Annotated in this window: 20 protein-coding genes; 12 read left to right on the plus strand and 8 right to left on the minus strand. The window is 68.5% G+C overall.

Annotated elements, in window-relative coordinates:
• Nucleotide 1: 1 nt before the first annotated feature.
• From BR07_RS0111475 to BR07_RS0111495, 5 genes are all read left to right on the plus strand, one after another.
• Nucleotides 2–634, plus strand: coding sequence for an isochorismatase family protein (locus BR07_RS0111475; protein WP_027505571.1), 633 nt, complete (start codon nucleotides 2–4; stop codon nucleotides 632–634).
• A gap of 33 nt (nucleotides 635–667) precedes the next feature.
• On the plus strand, nucleotides 668–1,318 hold the full coding sequence (locus tag BR07_RS0111480) for a dihydrofolate reductase family protein (RefSeq protein WP_027505572.1): 651 nt from the start codon (nucleotides 668–670) through the stop codon (nucleotides 1,316–1,318).
• 31 nt (nucleotides 1,319–1,349) lie between these two features.
• The gene (locus BR07_RS0111485) at nucleotides 1,350–4,856 is read left to right on the plus strand and encodes an AAA family ATPase (RefSeq protein WP_155957014.1); all 3,507 of its coding nucleotides are present in this window, start codon (nucleotides 1,350–1,352) and stop codon (nucleotides 4,854–4,856) included.
• Nucleotides 4,857–4,934: 78 nt separating this feature from the next.
• Nucleotides 4,935–5,951, plus strand: a complete 1,017-nt coding sequence (locus BR07_RS0111490) for a LacI family DNA-binding transcriptional regulator (RefSeq protein ID WP_027505574.1) — start codon at nucleotides 4,935–4,937, stop codon at nucleotides 5,949–5,951.
• Nucleotides 5,952–6,068: 117 nt separating this feature from the next.
• Nucleotides 6,069–7,253 carry a phytanoyl-CoA dioxygenase family protein gene (locus tag BR07_RS0111495; protein WP_027505575.1) on the plus strand — a complete coding sequence of 395 codons (1,185 nt, stop codon included), beginning with the start codon at nucleotides 6,069–6,071 and terminating at the stop codon, nucleotides 7,251–7,253.
• A gap of 1 nt (nucleotide 7,254) precedes the next feature.
• Here BR07_RS0111495 and BR07_RS0111500 read toward each other — a convergent pair whose 3' ends face one another.
• Nucleotides 7,255–7,458 carry a zinc-ribbon domain-containing protein gene (locus BR07_RS0111500; protein WP_027505576.1) on the minus strand — a complete coding sequence of 68 codons (204 nt, stop codon included), beginning with the start codon at nucleotides 7,456–7,458 and terminating at the stop codon, nucleotides 7,255–7,257.
• A gap of 69 nt (nucleotides 7,459–7,527) precedes the next feature.
• Here BR07_RS0111500 and BR07_RS0111505 point away from each other — a divergent pair, with 69 nt between their 5' ends.
• Both BR07_RS0111505 and BR07_RS0111510 read left to right on the plus strand, forming a co-directional pair.
• Complete coding sequence (locus tag BR07_RS0111505) at nucleotides 7,528–8,790, plus strand: MFS transporter (RefSeq protein WP_027505577.1); 1,263 nt, start codon at nucleotides 7,528–7,530, stop codon at nucleotides 8,788–8,790.
• Between the two features lie 15 nt (nucleotides 8,791–8,805).
• Nucleotides 8,806–9,168, plus strand: a complete 363-nt coding sequence (locus BR07_RS0111510) for an ArsR/SmtB family transcription factor (protein ID WP_027505578.1) — start codon at nucleotides 8,806–8,808, stop codon at nucleotides 9,166–9,168.
• Nucleotides 9,169–9,174: 6 nt separating this feature from the next.
• On the opposite strand, the gene BR07_RS0111515 is transcribed toward BR07_RS0111510, so the two are convergent.
• From BR07_RS0111515 to BR07_RS0111535, 5 genes are read right to left on the minus strand one after another with little or no spacing between them, the layout of a single operon-like run.
• Nucleotides 9,175–9,780, minus strand: coding sequence for a response regulator transcription factor (locus tag BR07_RS0111515; RefSeq protein ID WP_027505579.1), 606 nt, complete (start codon nucleotides 9,778–9,780; stop codon nucleotides 9,175–9,177).
• Entirely contained in the window at nucleotides 9,777–10,916 is a 1,140-nt protein-coding gene (locus BR07_RS24255) for a sensor histidine kinase (RefSeq protein WP_037185698.1), read from the minus strand. The genes BR07_RS0111515 and BR07_RS24255 overlap by 4 nt, the downstream gene beginning before the upstream one ends.
• A 40-nt stretch (nucleotides 10,917–10,956) precedes the next feature.
• Nucleotides 10,957–11,742: an ABC transporter permease gene (locus BR07_RS0111525; protein WP_027505580.1), complete on the minus strand. Its 786-nt coding sequence runs from the start codon at nucleotides 11,740–11,742 to the stop codon at nucleotides 10,957–10,959.
• Nucleotides 11,739–12,659 carry an ABC transporter ATP-binding protein gene (locus BR07_RS0111530; RefSeq protein ID WP_027505581.1) on the minus strand — a complete coding sequence of 307 codons (921 nt, stop codon included), beginning with the start codon at nucleotides 12,657–12,659 and terminating at the stop codon, nucleotides 11,739–11,741. Before BR07_RS0111530 ends, BR07_RS0111525 begins: the two co-directional genes overlap by 4 nt.
• Complete coding sequence (locus tag BR07_RS0111535; RefSeq protein WP_027505582.1) at nucleotides 12,656–12,883, minus strand: hypothetical protein; 228 nt, start codon at nucleotides 12,881–12,883, stop codon at nucleotides 12,656–12,658. Before BR07_RS0111535 ends, BR07_RS0111530 begins: the two co-directional genes overlap by 4 nt.
• Nucleotides 12,884–13,006: 123 nt before the next feature.
• On the opposite strand from BR07_RS0111535, the gene BR07_RS27350 reads away from it, so the two are divergent.
• From BR07_RS27350 to BR07_RS0111550, 3 genes are all read left to right on the plus strand, one after another.
• Nucleotides 13,007–13,162 (plus strand): hypothetical protein, encoded by a 156-nt coding sequence (locus BR07_RS27350; protein WP_197027779.1) that lies wholly within the window; start codon nucleotides 13,007–13,009, stop codon nucleotides 13,160–13,162.
• A gap of 107 nt (nucleotides 13,163–13,269) precedes the next feature.
• Nucleotides 13,270–13,674, plus strand: coding sequence for a four-helix bundle copper-binding protein (locus tag BR07_RS0111545; protein ID WP_027505583.1), 405 nt, complete (start codon nucleotides 13,270–13,272; stop codon nucleotides 13,672–13,674).
• Between the two features lie 207 nt (nucleotides 13,675–13,881).
• Complete coding sequence (locus tag BR07_RS0111550) at nucleotides 13,882–14,739, plus strand: cyclopropane mycolic acid synthase family methyltransferase (RefSeq protein WP_027505584.1); 858 nt, start codon at nucleotides 13,882–13,884, stop codon at nucleotides 14,737–14,739.
• Here BR07_RS0111550 and BR07_RS24260 read toward each other — a convergent pair.
• Nucleotides 14,723–15,256, minus strand: coding sequence for a hypothetical protein (locus tag BR07_RS24260; protein WP_051613308.1), 534 nt, complete (start codon nucleotides 15,254–15,256; stop codon nucleotides 14,723–14,725). The two genes, BR07_RS0111550 and BR07_RS24260, sit on opposite strands and share 17 nt — an antisense overlap.
• Nucleotides 15,247–15,921, minus strand: coding sequence for an RNA polymerase sigma factor (locus BR07_RS0111560; protein WP_231476307.1), 675 nt, complete (start codon nucleotides 15,919–15,921; stop codon nucleotides 15,247–15,249). Before BR07_RS0111560 ends, BR07_RS24260 begins: the two co-directional genes overlap by 10 nt.
• A 234-nt stretch (nucleotides 15,922–16,155) precedes the next feature.
• Here BR07_RS0111560 and BR07_RS0111565 point away from each other — a divergent pair, with 234 nt between their 5' ends.
• Both BR07_RS0111565 and BR07_RS24265 read left to right on the plus strand, forming a co-directional pair.
• Nucleotides 16,156–16,575 carry an Asp23/Gls24 family envelope stress response protein gene (locus BR07_RS0111565; protein ID WP_197027780.1) on the plus strand — a complete coding sequence of 140 codons (420 nt, stop codon included), beginning with the start codon at nucleotides 16,156–16,158 and terminating at the stop codon, nucleotides 16,573–16,575.
• 217 nt (nucleotides 16,576–16,792) lie between these two features.
• A complete protein-coding gene (locus BR07_RS24265) occupies nucleotides 16,793–17,491 on the plus strand; it encodes an aquaporin (RefSeq protein ID WP_037185699.1) in 699 nt (232 codons plus the stop codon).
• Nucleotides 17,492–17,530: the final 39 nt, after the last annotated feature.

A 17,530-nucleotide genomic window follows, 5' to 3' on the forward strand; every position in this document is an offset into this window, starting at 1 on the left:
CATGACACCACGCCGGGCACTGATCGTCGTCGATGTGCAGCAGGAGTACTTCTCGGGGCCCCTCGAGATCGCCTACCCGCCTCGCGCCGAGTCGCTCACCAACATCGTGTCGGCCATCGAAACGGCCGTCAACGCAGGAATTCCCGTCATCGCGGTACAGCACAGCATGCCCGTCGGTGCACCGGTCTTCGCCCCGGGCACCGACGGCTACGCCCTGCACCAGGACATCGAGTCGGCGCTGCCTGCGGGCGTCACACGCGTGCAGAAGCAGTACGGCAGCGTCTTCGCGGGAACGGACGTGGCCGAACAGCTTCGGGCCCGAGACGTCGACACGATCACGATCGTCGGCTTCATGACCAACAACTGTGACCTCGCGACTGCCGTCGAGGCCGAAGGTCTCGGCTTCGCGGCAGAGATCCTGTCGGACGCGTCCGGTGCGATCGACCTCTCCAACGCGGCGGGAACCGCGTCCGCGAAGGTCGTGCACACGACGCTCATGACGCTGCTGCACTCGAACTTCGCGGCGGTGGCCACGACGACCGCATGGTCCGACGCGGTGCGCGCAGAGACGCCGCTCGACAAGAGCAATCTCGTCGAGTCCGCGATGACCGGCCGTGACGCCGTGCGAGTCTGATCACCGACCACCTTCCTCGAGTCGGGAGCAGACATGACGCAGTTGTCGAGAGTGCAGAACTTCACCGTGTCCCGCGACGGGGTGGCCGCCGGCGTCGAGCAGAGCCTCGAGAACCCGTTCGGCCTGGACCATCGTGAGCTCATGTCGTGGTATCTCGGCACCGCGAGCATGCCGGGACGCCCCGGATCCGGCGGTACGCGCGGCCTCGACGACTACTTCGCTCGGGACTTCGCCAACAACATCGGTGCCGAGATCATGGGGCGCAACAAGTTCGGCCCACAACGCGGACCGTGGGCCGATCACGAATGGCAGGGATGGTGGGGTGACGAGCCGCCGTTCCACACGCCGGTCTTCGTGATGACGCATTATGTGCGGCCGTCCCTCACCCTGTCCGACACCACGTTCCATTTCGTCGATGCCGGCCCGTCCGATGTCCTGACGCAGGCGAAGGCTGCGGCGAACGGTCGAGACGTCCGGATCGGTGGCGGTGTCACCACGGTCCGGGAGTTCCTCGACGCCGACCTCGTCGACACGCTGCACGTCGCGGTCGCACCCGTCGATCTCGGACCGGGCCTGGCGCTGTGGGAGTCCGCGGACGATCTGAACGATCGCTTCGAGCACGAGGTCGTTCCCAGCGCGAGCGGTATCGTGCACCATCTGTTCTGGAGGCGCCATCAGACGTAGGGTTCCCGCCGACCCGGGATAACTTACAACTGTGTCGCTTCCTTCTCGTGCCGTGATCCGGCTCATCGGATCGCCGCGGGTGGAGAGCGACGCGGGCGTCGTCGACGTCCGGGCCTTCGGCGGACCTCGGTGTGCGACGGTGTTCTCGTATCTGGCGATGAATCACGGACGCGGTGTGGTGTACGGCGAGCTCGCCTCAGTGATCTGGTCGACCGATCAACCCACCACCTGGTCGTCGGCCGTTCGGAGCGTCCTGTCCAAGGTCCGCGAGCTGCTGGCGACGAGTGCAGCGCTGGCGGGCACCACCGTGTCCAGTCGATCAGGAGCGGTGACACTGACGCTCGGCCCCGCGGTGATCGTGGATCTGGACCTGGCGCGTCGGCACCTGGATCCCGATCACCACTCGGCGGATGCGCGTGCCGATCGCGCCGGTGAGTTGCTCGGCCTGCTCGACGCTCCACCTCTGGACGGCCTGCACGGAACCTGGGCCGACGAGGTTCGCACCGTGTTCGGCCGCATCCGTCTTCGTGCACTGGAGGTGGACGCCGCCGCCTCGCTCGAACTCGGTCGCCACGAGCACGCGCTGGCCCGGGCGCAGGAGCTGCTCGACTCGGACCCTTTCTGCGAGGCCGCCTACCGGGTCGCCATGCGTGCGCACGACGCCCTGGGAAACCGCGCTCGCGCCCTCGGTGTCGCCGAGCGGTGCCGCACCGTGCTGGCCACCGAACTCGGCGTGGAGATGTCCGCGGAGACCCAGCGAGTGTTCGTCGAGTTGCTCCGAGATCCCGACGCGATCGAGGTGACGACACCGTCGTCGTCGCAGATGGTCGTCGTCCCGGCTCGACGAGCGGAGGTGGACCGCGTCGGGGCCACTCCTCCGGGCGATTCGCCCTTGCTCGTGGGACGTACCAGGGAACTCGACGTCATCGCGTCGGCCGTCGAGGCGGCGGCGGGTGGGGCCGGTCAGCTCGTCGTCGTCTCCGGTGACGCCGGCGTCGGCAAGTCGACGGTGGTGACCGCGGCGCTGAACCGTGCCGACTCCGCCGGCGCCGACGTGCTCTACGGGCGGTGCAGCATGGACACGGTCGTCCCGTTCGAACCGTTCATCGACGCACTCGGGCGCGAGAACGACCGGAACGACGATGCTCCCGCCGCCTCCGCCGTCCGCGAGATGCTGACGACCGGGTGGGTCGACACGGATCGGTGGTCGGCCGAGGGACCCGACGCGGATCATCGCGCGATGCTCTCGTCGGCGATGGAACGGTGGTTGACCGGTCCCACCCGTCGTCGGGTGACGGTGTTCGCGATCGACGATCTGCAGTGGGCGTCGCAGGCCACGCTCTCCGTGCTGCGATTCCTGGTACACGCGGCGGGGCGCCATCGCCTCTGTGTGGTCGTGACGATGCGCGGAGCGCAGCTCGACGGTCCTGCGGCGGACCTGCGGTCGGCCCTGCCGCCGTCCTCGGTACACACGGTGTCGATCCCGGCCCTCACCGTCGAGGACGTGCAGGACTGGACGCGCCGGTGCGGCAGCACCTTGGACCCGATCTGGTTGCACGGCTGGACATCCGGATCACCGATCTTCCTCGAGGCCGTGTTCGACGCGCATCGGCGCGAGCCGGACGGACCGTCACCGGCGTCCCTGGCGGACGCCGTGCTGTGGGTCCTGCACCGCTTGACTCCGACCGCGCGGGAGATCGTGACGCTGTGTGCCGTCGCGGGAGTCAGCGCCACGCGCGTCGTCGTGCGCACCGCGCTCGCCACCCTCGACGACCGTTCCTTCGCTCGGGCGCTCGACGAACTGGCCGCCGCCGGTCTGGTGATCGAGGAACGAGCGCAGGACGTCCTGCACCTACGCCACGCGCTGATCGTCGACGTCGTCGACGCCACGCTGTCCGGGGCCGATCGCGCGGCGGCGCATTCTGCCGTCGCGGCCGCACTCATCGGCTCGGGGGCCACGTCCACCGTCGACGAGCTCGCCAGGACCGCAGGTCACCTCGAACGCGCGCTCGACGCCGACCGGTCGGCGGCAGCGGAGTATCTACGTCGTGCGGGCGAGAGGTCATACGCCGTCGCGGCGTACGAGGACGCCGCCGAGTTCTTTCGGAGGGCGTCCGAGCGCAGCGTTCCCGGGGGCGACACCCGCGCACGATGCGAACTGTTCATCCGGCAGGGGCGTTCGCAGCGGCGTGCTCTGGACCGCGGCTACGGCGCGACCCTGCTGGACGCCGCCGAGATGGCGCGCCGACTGGGCGATCTCGATCTGCTGCTGGACGCGCTCACCGCGGACGTCATCGACGGCATCGCCCTGTTCCAGCTCTACGAACCCGACCCGAGGCGGACGGAGCACCTGCGGACAGGGCTCGATGCTCTCGAGAGGGCGGGTCGCGGTGCTTCCGGAGCTGCCTCCGAGCTCCTGACCCAGATGGTGGAGGAACTGGCATGGACCTCGACCGGATGGTCGGGTCGTGCTGCAGACCTCGCGCGCGCGGCCGACATGGCGCGCGGTGCAGGAGACGACGACGCCCTCGCCCACGCTCTGCGCGCCGTTCTCACCGGCCTGCGGCTGCCTCGCTTCCGGCAGCAGCGGGCCGAGGCGCTCGCCGAGCTGGTGCGACTGGTGGACCTCGGACCGGGGCACCTCGATCCGTCGCTCGCCGTCACCATGGCGCGGGCGCACATCGAGTCCGGCGAGCCGCGCGAGGCCGCCGCGGCTCTCGACGCCGTGTCGGCCACGCGGCTCGCGCTGGACGAGGAGGCACTCTGGACGGTGCAGTGCATGCGGGTCGGACTTCTCGTCGCGACGGGTGAGTTGCGCCGTGCCGCAGAGGTTCTCGAGGGCGACGTTCGCCGCCCGCCGCCGGCGCCGATGGGGCGGCACACGTGGGGCCGGGAGATGAATGCCGTCTTCCTGCTCGGGATGTTCCGAGACGGGCTCGGCGAGTTCGCGGCGATGAAGCGGGACATGGAGCCACTCTTCGAGGCTCTCCCCGCCTATCGAGCAGCCTTCGCGTTGTCCGCCGTGGACAGCGGCGACACGGACGGCGCCCGATCCCTCGTGCAGTGGTTCGAGAACGGCAGACTGGCGGCGCTCTCCGTCGACACCTTGTGGCTCATCACCGTCGTCCTGGCGGCGCGCGCGGCCGCGGCGACGGCATCCACCGCGGTGTGCGAGGACGCGCTCGCACTGCTGGCTCCCTACGCCGATCACACCGTCCTGCTGACTCCCGGTGTCCTCGGAGTCGTTCACCACCATCTCGCCGACCTCTGCGCGGCACTCGGACGGTGGGACGACGCGCACGCTCACGTCCGGCGTGCCCGCGCCGCGCACGCCGCTCGCGGCTATCGGATGTGGGAGGCCGAGAGTGTGCTCCTCGCCGCTCGCATCGCGGTGTCCCGCGGCGAGCCCGTCGACGCGGTCGACGTTCGTGCGGCCCGGTCGACGGCGCGAGAGTGCGAGGCGGCGGCGTTGCTCGACCGTTTCGAGGAGATTCCGCTCGGCCCGGGCACTCCCGACCGACGGCCCCGACAGCACTGAGGACCACGTCGGACTTGATAGCGTGTCGCTGATCGGGCAGTCGCGCGGCGCAGTGCCGTCGTCACCTCAGGAGCAGCAGTGGCGCATCGTTACCGGGTCAGAGAGATCGCGCAACAAGCGGAGTTGAGCGAGGCCACGGTCGACCGTGTGCTCAACGATCGACCCGGTGTCCGCCCGTCGACACGGGAGATGGTGGCGCGGGCGATCGCCGATCTCGACGGCCAACGAGAACAACTGCGGTTCAGTGGACGCAAGTACATGCTCGACGTCGTCATGTCTGCGCCCGATCGTTTCTCGAAGACCTTCAAGCGTGCGGTCGAGGCCGAACTGCCGAGTCTCGAACCCGCCACGGTGCGCGCACGGTTTCATCTGCAGGAGAGCGCCACCGCCGAGGCGGTGGTCGCGCGGCTGAACAGGCTGTCGGGCAGCGGATCTCAGGGCGTCATTCTGAAGGCGCCTGCCGTACCGGACGTCGCCGCCGCGGTCGATCGCCTCGTGGCCGCCGGGATTCCCGTGGTGACCTACGTGACCGACATTCCGGGGAGCCGACGGTCCGGGTACGTGGGAATGGACAATCGTGCAGCGGGGGAGACGGCCGCGTATCTGATCACCACGATGATGGCCGATCACCCGGGTGACGTCCTGATCACGCTGAGCAGCAACGCGTTCCACGGCGAGGAGGAGCGGGAGATGGGCTTTCGCACCGCGCTGCGACGACTACCCGGACCTGTGCGGACGGTCGTCGAGATCGCGGAGAACGACGGGCTCGACGATCGCGTGGAGTCGCTGGTTCTCGACGCCCTCGATCGGCACCCCACCATCTCCGCCGTCTACTCGTGTGGCGGCGGGAACTCGGCCATCGTGCGGGCCTTCCGGACGCTGGATCGACCCTGCCGGGTGTTCGTCGCGCACGACCTCGATGCGGACAACCGGGACCTGCTGTATCGCCGACAGATCAGCGCGGTGCTCGAGCACGACATGCGCGCGGACGCTCAGCGTGCGTGTCGGATGGTGCTGCACGCGCGCGATGCCTCGACCGCGGTCCGCGGATCCTCGTCACCCATCCGCATCGTCACCCCGTTCAACATGCCCTGACCGCTCGGGCGGGTCCCGTCTCGAGGGGAAACTGAGGGTTCGAAGCCTTGTCTCGAGGTGTCCGCGCCCGGCAGGCTCGACCATGACGACAACGGCCATCGGGACCGAGGAGCAGGTATGACCAGCAACATCAGCAGCCACTCGCACCGCGCGGATCGCCTCCGCGCGGCCGACTGCGACATCGAGGAGTTCCGGGCACTGGTGTCCGAGAGCACCCAGCTCGCCGACCACCCCCACGCGTCCGACGTGGTGCAGAACGTGCTCGTGTACGACGGACCGGAGCTCGCGCGGCGAGCGACCGACGACCAGGTGCGTGCCGACATCCAGGACGAACTGGCGAATGCACTCCTGAACGGCCCCGGCATCGTGGTGTTCCGCGGTGCCTTCACGGCCGACCACGCGGTCGCGGAGACCACCCGCACGTACCGGGACGTCATTCGTGGCCAGCGCGAGAGCGGTGTGAGCAACGGTGACCACTTCGCGAAGCCGGGAGCGAACGATCGCATCTGGTCGGCCCTGCAGAAGTTGGCGGTCGCCGAGCCCGAGCAGTTCGCTCGGTACTACGCCAACGATCTCCTGGCGCTGGTGGCGGAGGCGTGGCTCGGGCCGATGTATCAGGTCACGTCCGCCATCAACGTCGTCAATCCCGGTGGCGCCGCCCAGAATCCGCATCGTGACTACCACCTCGGGTTCATGTCGACCGACACGGCCGCGGCGTTCCGGGCGCACATCCACCGCCTGTCACCGGCGCTGACACTGCAGGGAGCGGTGGCGCACTGCGACATGCCGATCGAGAGCGGCCCGACGATGTATCTGCCGCACTCACAGAAGTTCGAGGCCGGCTACATCGCCTTCAACCTCCCCGAGTTCCGGGAGTACTTCGCCGACAACCACGTTCAGCTTCCGCTTCGGGAGGGCGACGCCGTGTTCTTCAATCCGGCGCTGTTCCACGCGGCAGGGCACAACACGTCGACCGACATCTTCAGGATGGCGAACCTGCTGCAGATCTCCTCGCCGTTCGGCCGCGCGCTCGACAGCGTCGACCGGCAGGCGATCGTGTCCGCCCTGTATCCGACGCTGATGGACTGGGCGGCGCAGGGTCGTGAGCGGGACGTCGCCAACGTGATCGCGGCGTCGGCTGAAGGCTACGCGTTCCCGTCGAACCTGGACCTCGACCAGCCGATCAGCGGTCTGGCGGGGGAGACGCACGCCGAACTGGTGCGGCGCGCGCTGGCGAGCGGGCTCGACGCCGCCGAGTTCGACGCCGCCGCGGCGGATCTGTTCGCCCGCCACCGGGCGTGACTCACACCTCGGTCGCGGTCCCGCAGATTCCGCACACCTCGAGCACGCGCCGCTTCCAGCGTGCGACGGGGATGAAGAAGACGCTGAGCTGCGTGTACTGCCGCATCCGCTCCCACTGGGTGGTGTTGTGGCAGCGGGGGCACGTCCGGGTGCTGCCGGCGCCGAGCGAGGACCGTTTCGTGCCGTATCCGAAGAGGAAGAACATCGGACCAGCCTAGAGGCCACCGAATACCCATGTGTGCGCACGTGCGCACACATGGGTATGGTCGTCGGCATGGCCGTTCTGCAGGTTCGATCCGAGTCCGTTCTCGCGGTCCCGGCGTTTCGCAGGCTCTTCACCGCGCAGGTGGTGGCACTGGTCGGCACCGGTCTGCTCACCGTGGCGCTGGGACTTCTTGCCTACGACATCGCCGGTAGTTCCGCCGGCGCTGTCCTCGGCACGGCGCTGGCCGTCAAGATGGTCGCCTACGTCGGGGTGGCTCCGGTCATGTCCGTGCTCACCGGTCGTCTGCCACGCACGACCGTGCTGGTGTCCGCAGACGTCGTACGGCTCCTGATCGCGTTACTGCTGCCGTTCGTGACGCAGGTGTGGCAGGTGTACGTCCTCGTGTTCGTCCTGCAGGCGGCCTCGGCCACCTTCACGCCGACCTTCCAGGCCGTCGTTCCTGCGGTGATCTCCCGCGACGATCAGTACACCCGCGCGCTCTCGCTGTCCCGGCTCGCCTACGACCTCGAGTCGCTGGTGAGTCCGATGCTCGCCGCGGCGCTGCTCACCGTCGTGTCGTATCACTCGCTGTTCGTCGGCACAGCAGTAGGTTTCGCGCTGTCGGCCGTCCTCGTGGTGAACACCCGAATTCCGGACAGAGAGCCCCGGTCCGCCCTGGACGGGGCTCGGTCGTTCGGTGACCGACTCGTGGCCGGAGTGCGCCGCTTCGGTGGCCGTCCGTCGCTTCGGGGGCTGCTCGCACTGAACCTCGTCGTCGCGGCCGGAACGGCGTTGGTGATCGTCAACAGCGTCGTCTACGTGCGCGACATCGTGGGTGGGCCGGCCAGCGCCCTGGCCGTGGCTCTCGGCGTCTTCGGCGGCGGGTCGATGATGGTGGCGTTCGCAGTTCCCCGCATTCTCACAGTCGTCGACGACCGTCGGCTGATGCTCGCCGGTGGTGTGGTCGTCTCTCTCGGGACGACGGGTGCTGTCGCGCTCGCCGCCCTCCGTCCGAACGGTGCCGCGGGCTGGGCGTCACTCGCCGTCGTCTGGGCCGTGGTGGGCGCTGGAACGTCGATGATTTCCACCCCGTCTGCTCGCGTGATCACCCGAGAATCCGACGACGGTGACCGGGACGAGCTCTTCACGGCGCAGTTCTCGCTGTCTCATGCGTGCTTCCTGCTCACCTATCCGGTGGCGGGCTGGGTGGGCGCCGAGGTGAGTCAGGTCGTCGCCGCGTCGATCATCGCCGTCCTCGCTACACTTGCCGCGCTGGGTGCCGGTCGGCTCTGGACTCCGGCATCGACGGTGGGCGCGCCACCGACCGAGTAGACGGAAGCGGCGATCATGACGGCATCGGACGAGAAGCGGGCTCACGCGAGTCTCGACCACGCCGACCGCCCGGACCGCGCGCGTCTCGAGGCCGCCGGCGACACGTTCCGCATGCTGTCCGATCCCACTCGGCTGCACCTGCTCTGGACGTTGAGCCACGGCCCCGCCGACGTCACGGCGCTCACGGAGGAGACCGGCGCGTCCCGCACCGCGGTGAGTCAGCATCTGGCGAAGCTGCGCTTCGTCGGCATGGTCGAGACCGAACGCAGCGGCCGCAACGTCATCTACCGACTCGCCGACGGCCACCTGGCCCGGCTGGTGCGAGAGGGTCTCAACTTCGCCGATCACACCGTGACCGGCGAGCCTCCGCATCACTGATCGGGTCTAGATCCACCCGTGGCGCCGGGCGATCGCGCATGCCTCGTGGCGATTGGCGGCGCCGAGTTTGGCCGCGGCGGCCGAGAGATAGTTGCGTGCCGTTCCCGGTGAGAGATGTGCGCGCTGGGCGATCTCGGCGATCGTGGCTCCGTCCGCGGCGAATTCGAGCACGTCCGACTCGCGCGGTGTCAGCGGCGAATCGCCCGCGCCGATGGCCTCGGCCGCCAGACTCGGATCGACGTAGCGTCCGCCGCTCACCACCGTTCGCACCACCTCGGCGAGGGTCGCCGCGGACGTGGTCTTCGGGAGGAATCCGCCGACGCCGGCAGAGAGCGCCTTCTTGAGGTATCCGGGCCGACCGTGGCTGGTGACGATGATCGACCGGCAGTCGGGAAGCAGCGCGGCGATGCGTTGGGCCGTCTCGATACCGTCGATCCCGCCGAGCTGCAGGTCGAGCACCGCGACGTCGGGGGTGGTCCGCGCGGCCTCGGTCACCGCCGCCTCGCCCGAGTCCGCATGTCCCACGACCTCGATGTCGTCCTCCAGATCGAGCATCGTGCCCAGGGCCACCCGGATGAGGTTCTCGTCGTCTGCCAGCAGTACCCGGATCATGATGTGCCCTTCGTGGGGGATGTCGTCGTCGGTGCGAATTCGACAGCGAGGGTGAAGGTGTCGGCTCCGGCCTCGACGGTGAGGGAACCTCCGACCGCAGCCAGACGCTCACGGAGACCGGCGAGACCGGTGCCGTCGCCCGCACGTTCCGGCGACGTCGGCCGGTCGTTGACGATGCGGAGCCGGTCGTCACCGAACTCGATACGGCAGTAGGTGGCACGCGAGTGGCGCAGGATGTTCGTGACGCCTTCCCGCACCACCCACGCGGCCTGTTCGGCTACTGCGCCGGGGATGTCGGCGACCGTCCCCGTCAGCTCGGTCCGGATACCGGCGGCGGACAACAGGGACTGGGCGCCGCGGAGTTCCGCCGCGACGTCGACGGAACGGTAGCCGCGCACCAGCTCCCGAGCGTCGGTCATCGACTCCCGGGCGAGCACACGTACCTCGTCCATCTGCGCGGCAGCTCGGTCGTCTCCTCGCCGAGCCAGCGCGGCGGCGAGCTCGCTCTTGACCGCGATGGCGGACAGCGCGCGACCGACGACGTCGTGCAGGTCCCGGGAGAAGCGCAGTCGTTCCTCGGCGACCGACAGGGCGGCGGCGGCGTCGCGGGTGGTGGCCAGCTCGGTGACGATGCGCAGCAACCACATCGACAGGCGCACCGTGGTGGCCATGGCGACGATGCAGAAGGCCAGGAGTGTGATCTCGAGGGCGGTCGAGCCCGATGCGGCGGCGACCACCGGGGCGACCACCGCGGCGCCGAGAGACCAGCGCAGGTCCACCAGTGCCGCGATCGGTGTCGTCACCAGGATGGCCACCCACAGGAGGTTCGGTGCGGCGCCCACCACGACGAGCACGGCGGCCGCTGCGATCTGTACGCACAACGGTGCCCGGACGTCCGCACTCGAAGCGCCACCGAGTGCGGGAATACGGTGCAGCACAACGAGTGCAGACACCACGCACACCAGCGCGGCGGCGGTGGAGATCGCGTCACTCGCCTGCGCCGAGGCCGCCATCGAGGCCACCGCGACCGCGACGACGATGAACTGGAAGGACTGCCGGGTGTAGGTGCGGACCTTCTCGACGTCGCTGCTGCCCCGCCATCCGAGTGTCGGGTCGAGATGATCGCGCAGTCTCATGGTCTCCAGCCTTGCAGATCTGACGGTCGGTGGCGGGACGTCAGGAGCGCGGTTCCCAGCGGAAGTGGGTCCGGGCGATCAGGACGCTGCCCGCGATCCAGGCGAGCATGACGAGAGCCGGCTGACCAGCCTCCGCGAACGTCGACGCGAAGCCCACCGAGTCGGCGCCACCGGCGGCATCACCCACCGAGGTGGTGCCGAACCACCCGAGGTTCAGGAGATCGCTGACCGCGGCCATCGGTGTCAGAGCCACCACGTCGGCGAGGGACTCGGGTACCACGTCGCGTAGGAGTGACGATCCGAGCATGGCCAGCAGGATGACGGGCAGGCTGGTGATCTGTGCTGCTTCCGCGTTGCGGGTGAAGGCGGACGTGATGAGGGCCAGTGCGGCGAAGAGCGCCGCACCACCGACCAGTGCCGCCGCGATGAGCAGGACGTTGACGGGAGTGCCGCCGCCGAGGACCACCACGACCACGCCGACGATCACTCCGAGGAGGAGGGTCAGGAGGAACGACGGCACCGCGGGTCCGAGGAGGATCTGTGCGTCCGTGCTCTCCCCGGTGCGGAGACGTTTGAGCACCAACTCGTCTCGACGCGTCGCGTAGACCGACAGGAGGTTGTAGTAGACCAGGAACACCAGCAGGAACAGGGCGAAGATCTCCAGCGCGGCCGACACGCCGGCGTCGGTGAGCCCACCGTCTCGACCCGCGACGACCAGAAGGACGATCGGCAGGACGAGGGGCATGACCAGAGCGTTGAAGAGAAGGACGCGGTTGCGTCCGAGGAGCGTGAATTCCGCTCGGGACAGTGCGGTCATCGTACTCATGCCGTGATCACCTCGGGGTCGTCGAATGTGTCTGCGATGGAGAGGAACACGGTTTCGAGGGACGCGGCTCGCGCGTCGAGACCGTGCAGGGTGACGCCGCTGTCGCGGGCCCACACGAGCAGCTCGGTCAGCGTCTCCTGTACCGAGTTCGTCGTGATCGACACCGTGTCGCCCTCCCGGTCGACGTCGGCTCCCGGGAGTTGCGGCAGTGCGGTCCGCGGGTCCTTCAGCTCGATGCGCGCCGGGTGACCGGCGACCACGTCGTCGACCGTTCCGCTGCGAACGACGCTGCCGCGGTGCATGATCGCCAACCGATCGCACAGCGATTCCGCCTCGTCGAGATAGTGCGTGGTGAGCATGATGGTCACCCCGGAGTTCTTGAGCTCCTGAATGAGCTGCCACGTGTTGCGCCGACTCTCGGGATCGAGTCCGGTGGTCGGTTCGTCCAGGAACAGGACTCGCGGTCGGCTGATGATCGCGCAGGCGAGATCGAGACGACGCTGCTCGCCGCCCGACAGGAACTTCACTCGGGTGTCCGCACGGGCTTCGAGATCGACGCGCGCCAGGACGTCGTCGACAGGCAGTGGATCGCTGCACGTGCCGGCCCACATCCGCAGGCTCTCGGCCGCGGTCAGGTCCTGCGGTAGTCCACCCTTCTGCAGCATGATGCCCAGGGCGGGCCGGACCTTTCTCCGATCCGCGACGGGGTCGAGTCCCAGAATGCGGACCGTGCCCTCGCTGGGACGCGACAGACCCTGGATGACTTCCAGAGTCGACGTCTTGCCGGCGCCGTTGGTGCCGAGCAGTCCGAACAGTTCGCCCTCCGCGATGTCGAGGTCGAGGTTGCGGACCGCGTCGTACGCAGTCTTGCCGGAGCCGTAGCGGCGGGTCATTCCCGACACCTCGATGACGGTCATGACGCTCGCCCCCAGTGCCGACGCCCGACGGCGACGCGGACGGCGAGGAACACGGCGACGACGGCAGCCGCTGCCACGGTCGGCACCGAGACTCCGACGATCGCGATGAGCACCGCGATGAGAGCCACCGAGATGACGGCCACCACCAGTTCGCGGGCCGGGGTCGGCGCGGGTCCGATCTCCATGAGGTCGGTGAAGAGGTTTCCTTCGTCTGGTTGCTTCATGAGAACAATTCTTCGGATCGTGCGGCAGGACCGGCAGTGCCAGGATGCATCGGTCGAGATGACACCGTCACGGTCGAGCGATGACAAACGTCATGAACCGGACGGCCGAGTAGCGTGTCGACCATGAACGGATGGTTCGTCGTCGCGCTGCTCGGGGTGCTCGGTCTGGCGGCGATCGTTCTCGGCGGCGCCGACGATTCACCGGGACTCCAGTTTCTCGGTCTGATCCTCGTCGTCAGCGCGGTCGTGACGGCGGTTCGTCGTCGCCGTATCTCCTGATCGCGATTCCTCGACGGTTCGCGCTCCGTCCGCGGCGTACGCGCCGTTTCCGCCGACGGTCCGCGGGTAGCCGACACCGACGCGATCCGTGCGACGAAGGAGCAGCGATGACGACCGTGACGGACCTACTGGCCACCCATCCCCTCGATGGTGATCGTGCACTGGTGGCGGCCTGTGTGGAGGCGTGTCTCGACTGTTCGACGGCGTGCACCGTCTGTGCCGACGCCTGCCTCGCCGAGGATTCCGTCGCGCGACTCAGGTCGTGCATTCGACTCGATCAGGACTGCGCCGACCTGTGTGCCGCGACCGCCCGGATCATCACGCGGAGCGGTGCCCGGTCCGAGACGGCACGCGCCGCGCTGATCGCCTGTGCGTCCGCGTGCGACGACTGTGCCGACGAGTGCGCCCGGCATGCGGGGATGCACGAACACTGCGCCGCGTGTGCGGACGCATGTCGGCGATGTGCGCGGGCGTGCCGCGACCTGCTGGCCGCGCCGGGCACACCGATGTGAGGAGCCGGCGAGGAACAAGCACATCGGGTTTCGGTCACCTCTGGTGTTCGGTGACGCGGTCGGGCACGGGTACCGCGGTCGGACCGACCGAAACTCCCTGATCGAGGATCTGACGGCGTGTTTCGACGCGACGATCGCGGGAACACGGGCGCCGCAGCACCACCGTCGGGTGGGGCTCGGTTGTCCGGTGACCCGTGGAGGAACTCAGTGTCCGATCTTCAGCCGTTCTACGACGACGTCCAAGCTCACTACGACCTCTCGGACGAGTTCTTCAGGCTCTTCCTCGATCCGACGCAGACCTACAGCTGTGCGTACTTCGAGCGCAAGGACATGACACTCGAGGAAGCGCAGCTCGCGAAGATCGACCTGTCGCTGTCCAAGTGCGACCTCCGTCCAGGCATGCGTCTGCTCGATGTCGGCTGCGGGTGGGGCGCGACGCTTCGGCGAGCGGTGGAGAAGTACGACGTGAACGTCGTCGGTCTGACCCTGAGCAGGAACCAGTACGAGCACGTGTCGGCGATGCTGAACGGGCTCGACACGGGACGCACCACCGAGGTGCGGCTGCAGGGGTGGGAGGAGTTCGACGAGCCGGTCGATCGCATCGTCAGCATCGGCGCCTTCGAGCACTTCACCTCCCCCCGCTACGACGACTTCTTCGCCCGCGCTTACTCGATCCTGCCCGGGGACGGCCGGATGATGCTGCACACCATCGTGCAACTCGGCCGCGACATGTTCCGGCAGAAGTCGCGCGTGACGCGGGCGGACATGGACTTCGCCGACTTCATCGGCCGCGAGATCTTTCCCGGCGGCGAGCTCCCGATCCCGCAGGTGGTGATCGAGAAGGGCGAGCGAGCCGGCTTCCGCGTGGAGAAGGTCCAATCGCTGCAACAGCACTACGCTCGAACGCTCGATCTGTGGTCGGCCGCGATGGAGGAGAGGAAGGACGAAGCCGTCGCCATCGCCGGCGAGGCGATGTACCAGACCTACATGCGGTACCTGCCCGGCTGCGCCGACTTCTTCCGGCGTGAGCTGATCGACGTCCGCCAGTTCACGATGGTGAAGTAGACGGCGTCGCCTGGTCGGGGGCGTCGATCTCCGCGATCACGACGCCGATGTCGTCGGCGCTGTAGGGAAGTCCGAGGACATCCGTCAGAGCGGCAGCTGCCCGGCTCGCGACGAGATCGCCGGCCTCCTGGAGATCCGTGCCGTAGGCGGCGATCACCGTCACCAGACCGCCCGTGCACCGGTGACCCTCGGTGTAGAGCGAGATGTCGGCGGGCTCTGTGCCCGCCACCTCGGCGACGGCGCTGCGGACGGCGATACGTACGACGACGTCACTGACCCGAAGGGTGTCCGCGTCGACGTCCACTCCCTCGACGACGCCCTCGACGACGCCCTTGTCGGGGTAGCGGGCGTCGAGGGGCCACGTCCGGACCCCGACGGCTCGCACGCGTGAGAGGGCGGCGGCACTGATGTCCACCCACCCGTGGACGGGCGCATCGCGCAGCACGCTCGCGGCTCGACGGAGCGTCGAATCCGTCTGCGGCGGTGTCGAATCAGGCTGACCCGACGTCATCTCCACGTCTCCAATCGTGTCTCGAGTGTGGCGCGTGCACGCGTGAGGTGGCCGCGGACGGCACCGGGGGAGAGGGCCATGACCGTGCCGATCTCGGTGTGCTTCATGCCCTCGACCTCACGGAGCAACCAGCAGGCCCGCTGGCGATACGGTAGCTCAGCGAGGGCATCGTCCAACGCGGACAGGAAGTCGGCGTCGGACACGGTGCGCGACGGGTCGTCCCTCGGGTCCTGGCTCGGCCTCTCGAACACCCAGTCCTCGACGGGCGCGATGCTGCGGCGCCGCCGATGATCCGTCACCTTGTGGGAGACGACGCTGAACAACCAGGTGCGCAGCGACGAGTCGGAACGGAAGTGGCGCAGTCCGCGCCAGGCGTCGACCAACGCGTCCTGGACGATGTCCTCGGCAGCGCCTCGGTCGGACAGGAGGTGGGTTGCGTAGCGAAGCATGTCCGGTCCGAGTCGGCGCACGATTTCCTCGAACGCGCGTCGGTCGCCCATGCCCGCGGCGGCGGCGAGGGCGCGATCGCCGAGCTCGCGGTGGTCGGCGGCGAACGTCGGACGAGTGGACGTGTCGCGGTCCGCCGACGGTGCTGCGATGGACGGGAGGCTGACATCACCGGCCACGTCGGGACTACCGGGATCGGGCGCGATCGACGGACGACTGAGCACTGTTCCCCCCCGAACCGCCGTCGGAGTGACCCACCCCGAAGATTGATGAAGCAACTACTTTCCCCGACGTGACTGTTCCCGCGCAGGATCACGCGCAAACCGATGTGATGCGCATCACTTGATTTCCGACGTGCGTTTTCGTGGTGAGGACCCGACTCAATGACTGTGACGAGCCGTCACAGTCCAGAGAGAGGACCTGAAGTGAACGCCCCGCAGACTGCGACAGGAAACGCCGTGAGGACGTCCGTCGCATCGACCGTCGACCACAGTGACGACCGAACCGACCGCAGAGATCGCGGCCGCACAGTCGTCGCGGATGCCGTGGTCGCCACCGTCGCCGGCATCGCCGCACGAGAGGTACCGGGCCTCCACGCCCTGGAACCGGCCGGTTCTCGTGCGCTGGACGTACTCCGGTCCGCAGTGGGCGTCGACGGGGCGAGGCACACACAGGGGGTGTCGGTCGAGGTGGACGACCGCACCGCAGTCGTCTCGCTCGATCTGGTGGCGGACTACGGAATATCCATCGCCGACGTCGCAGCGGACGTCCGCCGCAACGTCTCCAGTGCGGTGACGGCACTGACCGGACTCACCTGCAGCCGTGTCGACGTCGTCGTGCACGACGTGAAGGTCGGTGGCCACCGCACGGCCGCCTGACCACAGTTTCGTCCGACCACACACACCGACTCGCGCTCCGCGGGCCGGTCGAAGAAGGGAACCATGATGACCACGATCGAGAAATGCACCGACGAGGTGCGCGCATGAGCGCCCGTCGGAGCCTGTCCAGCCGACTCTTCGAGGGCCTGGGCCGCGTGACGTGGGGCTACGCCAAGCGCAAGATCGACGAGCGCCGCACCCGACGAGGAGGACGACGATGACCAAGTTCACCGTCTACATCGCCGAGGCCATCGGCACCGCCGTTCTCGTGATCGGAGGTGTGGGCACCGCCGTCCTGGCGGGCGACGACGTCGGCACCACCGGAATCGCGCTCGCCTTCGGCCTGACACTGCTCGCGATGGTGTTCGTGCTCGGACCCGTGTCCGGTTGCCACATCAACCCGGCGGTCACGCTCGCGTTCCTCGTAACCGGCCGCATGACGGCCGCCCGCGCCGCCGGATACGCCGCCGCACAGGTGATCGGCGGACTCGTCGGCGCCCTGGTGGTCTACGCCATGGCGACGGGTCGACCCGGATACGACCGAACGGTCGACGGTCTCGGCGCCAACGGATACGGCGACGCCTCGGCAGGAAACTACTCGCTTCTCGCCGTCGCGATCGTGGAGATCGTGGCAACGGCAGTTCTCGTGCTGGTCGTACTCGGCGTGACAGGGCCGCATTCCGTTGCGGCAGCCGGGGTTCCGATCGGACTGACGCTCGCGTTCGTGCATCTGCTCGCCATCGGGGTCGACTCGACGTCGGTCAACCCGGCGCGCTCCATCGGGCCTGCGCTGATCGCCGGCGGAAGCGCACTCTCGCAACTGTGGGTGTTCCTGGTCTTCCCGCTGATCGGTGGTGTGGTCGGTGCACTCGCCTACAAGGCCGTGCGGCCCGCCGAGGCGGTCGCCGCGCACTGACTCTCGTGTGCGACGAGCCCGTTGCTCGCCGGGTGCACC

The sequence above is a fragment of the Rhodococcus sp. UNC23MFCrub1.1 genome, from assembly GCF_000686025.1.
In the GTDB taxonomy this organism is placed as follows: Bacteria; Actinomycetota; Actinomycetes; order Mycobacteriales; family Mycobacteriaceae; genus Rhodococcoides.

Excerpts from the sequence above, each read along its gene's own strand:
- BR07_RS0111480 (WP_027505572.1), top strand. The coding sequence starts at position 668 with ATGACGCAGTTGTCGAGAGTGCAGAACTTCACCGTGTCCCGCGACGGG.
- BR07_RS0111545 (WP_027505583.1), top strand. The coding sequence starts at position 13,270 with ATGACGACCGTGACGGACCTACTGGCCACCCATCCCCTCGATGGTGAT.
- BR07_RS0111535 (WP_027505582.1), bottom strand. The coding sequence starts at position 12,883 with ATGAAGCAACCAGACGAAGGAAACCTCTTCACCGACCTCATGGAGATC.
- BR07_RS0111525 (WP_027505580.1), bottom strand. The coding sequence starts at position 11,742 with ATGAGTACGATGACCGCACTGTCCCGAGCGGAATTCACGCTCCTCGGA.
- BR07_RS0111475 (WP_027505571.1), top strand. The coding sequence starts at position 2 with ATGACACCACGCCGGGCACTGATCGTCGTCGATGTGCAGCAGGAGTAC.
- BR07_RS0111495 (WP_027505575.1), top strand. The coding sequence starts at position 6,069 with ATGACCAGCAACATCAGCAGCCACTCGCACCGCGCGGATCGCCTCCGC.
- BR07_RS0111500 (WP_027505576.1), bottom strand. The coding sequence starts at position 7,458 with ATGTTCTTCCTCTTCGGATACGGCACGAAACGGTCCTCGCTCGGCGCC.
- BR07_RS24265 (WP_037185699.1), top strand. The coding sequence starts at position 16,793 with ATGACCAAGTTCACCGTCTACATCGCCGAGGCCATCGGCACCGCCGTT.
- BR07_RS27350 (WP_197027779.1), top strand. The coding sequence starts at position 13,007 with ATGAACGGATGGTTCGTCGTCGCGCTGCTCGGGGTGCTCGGTCTGGCG.
- BR07_RS0111530 (WP_027505581.1), bottom strand. The coding sequence starts at position 12,659 with ATGACCGTCATCGAGGTGTCGGGAATGACCCGCCGCTACGGCTCCGGC.
- BR07_RS0111510 (WP_027505578.1), top strand. The coding sequence starts at position 8,806 with ATGACGGCATCGGACGAGAAGCGGGCTCACGCGAGTCTCGACCACGCC.
- BR07_RS0111515 (WP_027505579.1), bottom strand. The coding sequence starts at position 9,780 with ATGATCCGGGTACTGCTGGCAGACGACGAGAACCTCATCCGGGTGGCC.
- BR07_RS24255 (WP_037185698.1), bottom strand. The coding sequence starts at position 10,916 with ATGAGACTGCGCGATCATCTCGACCCGACACTCGGATGGCGGGGCAGC.
- BR07_RS0111505 (WP_027505577.1), top strand. The coding sequence starts at position 7,528 with ATGGCCGTTCTGCAGGTTCGATCCGAGTCCGTTCTCGCGGTCCCGGCG.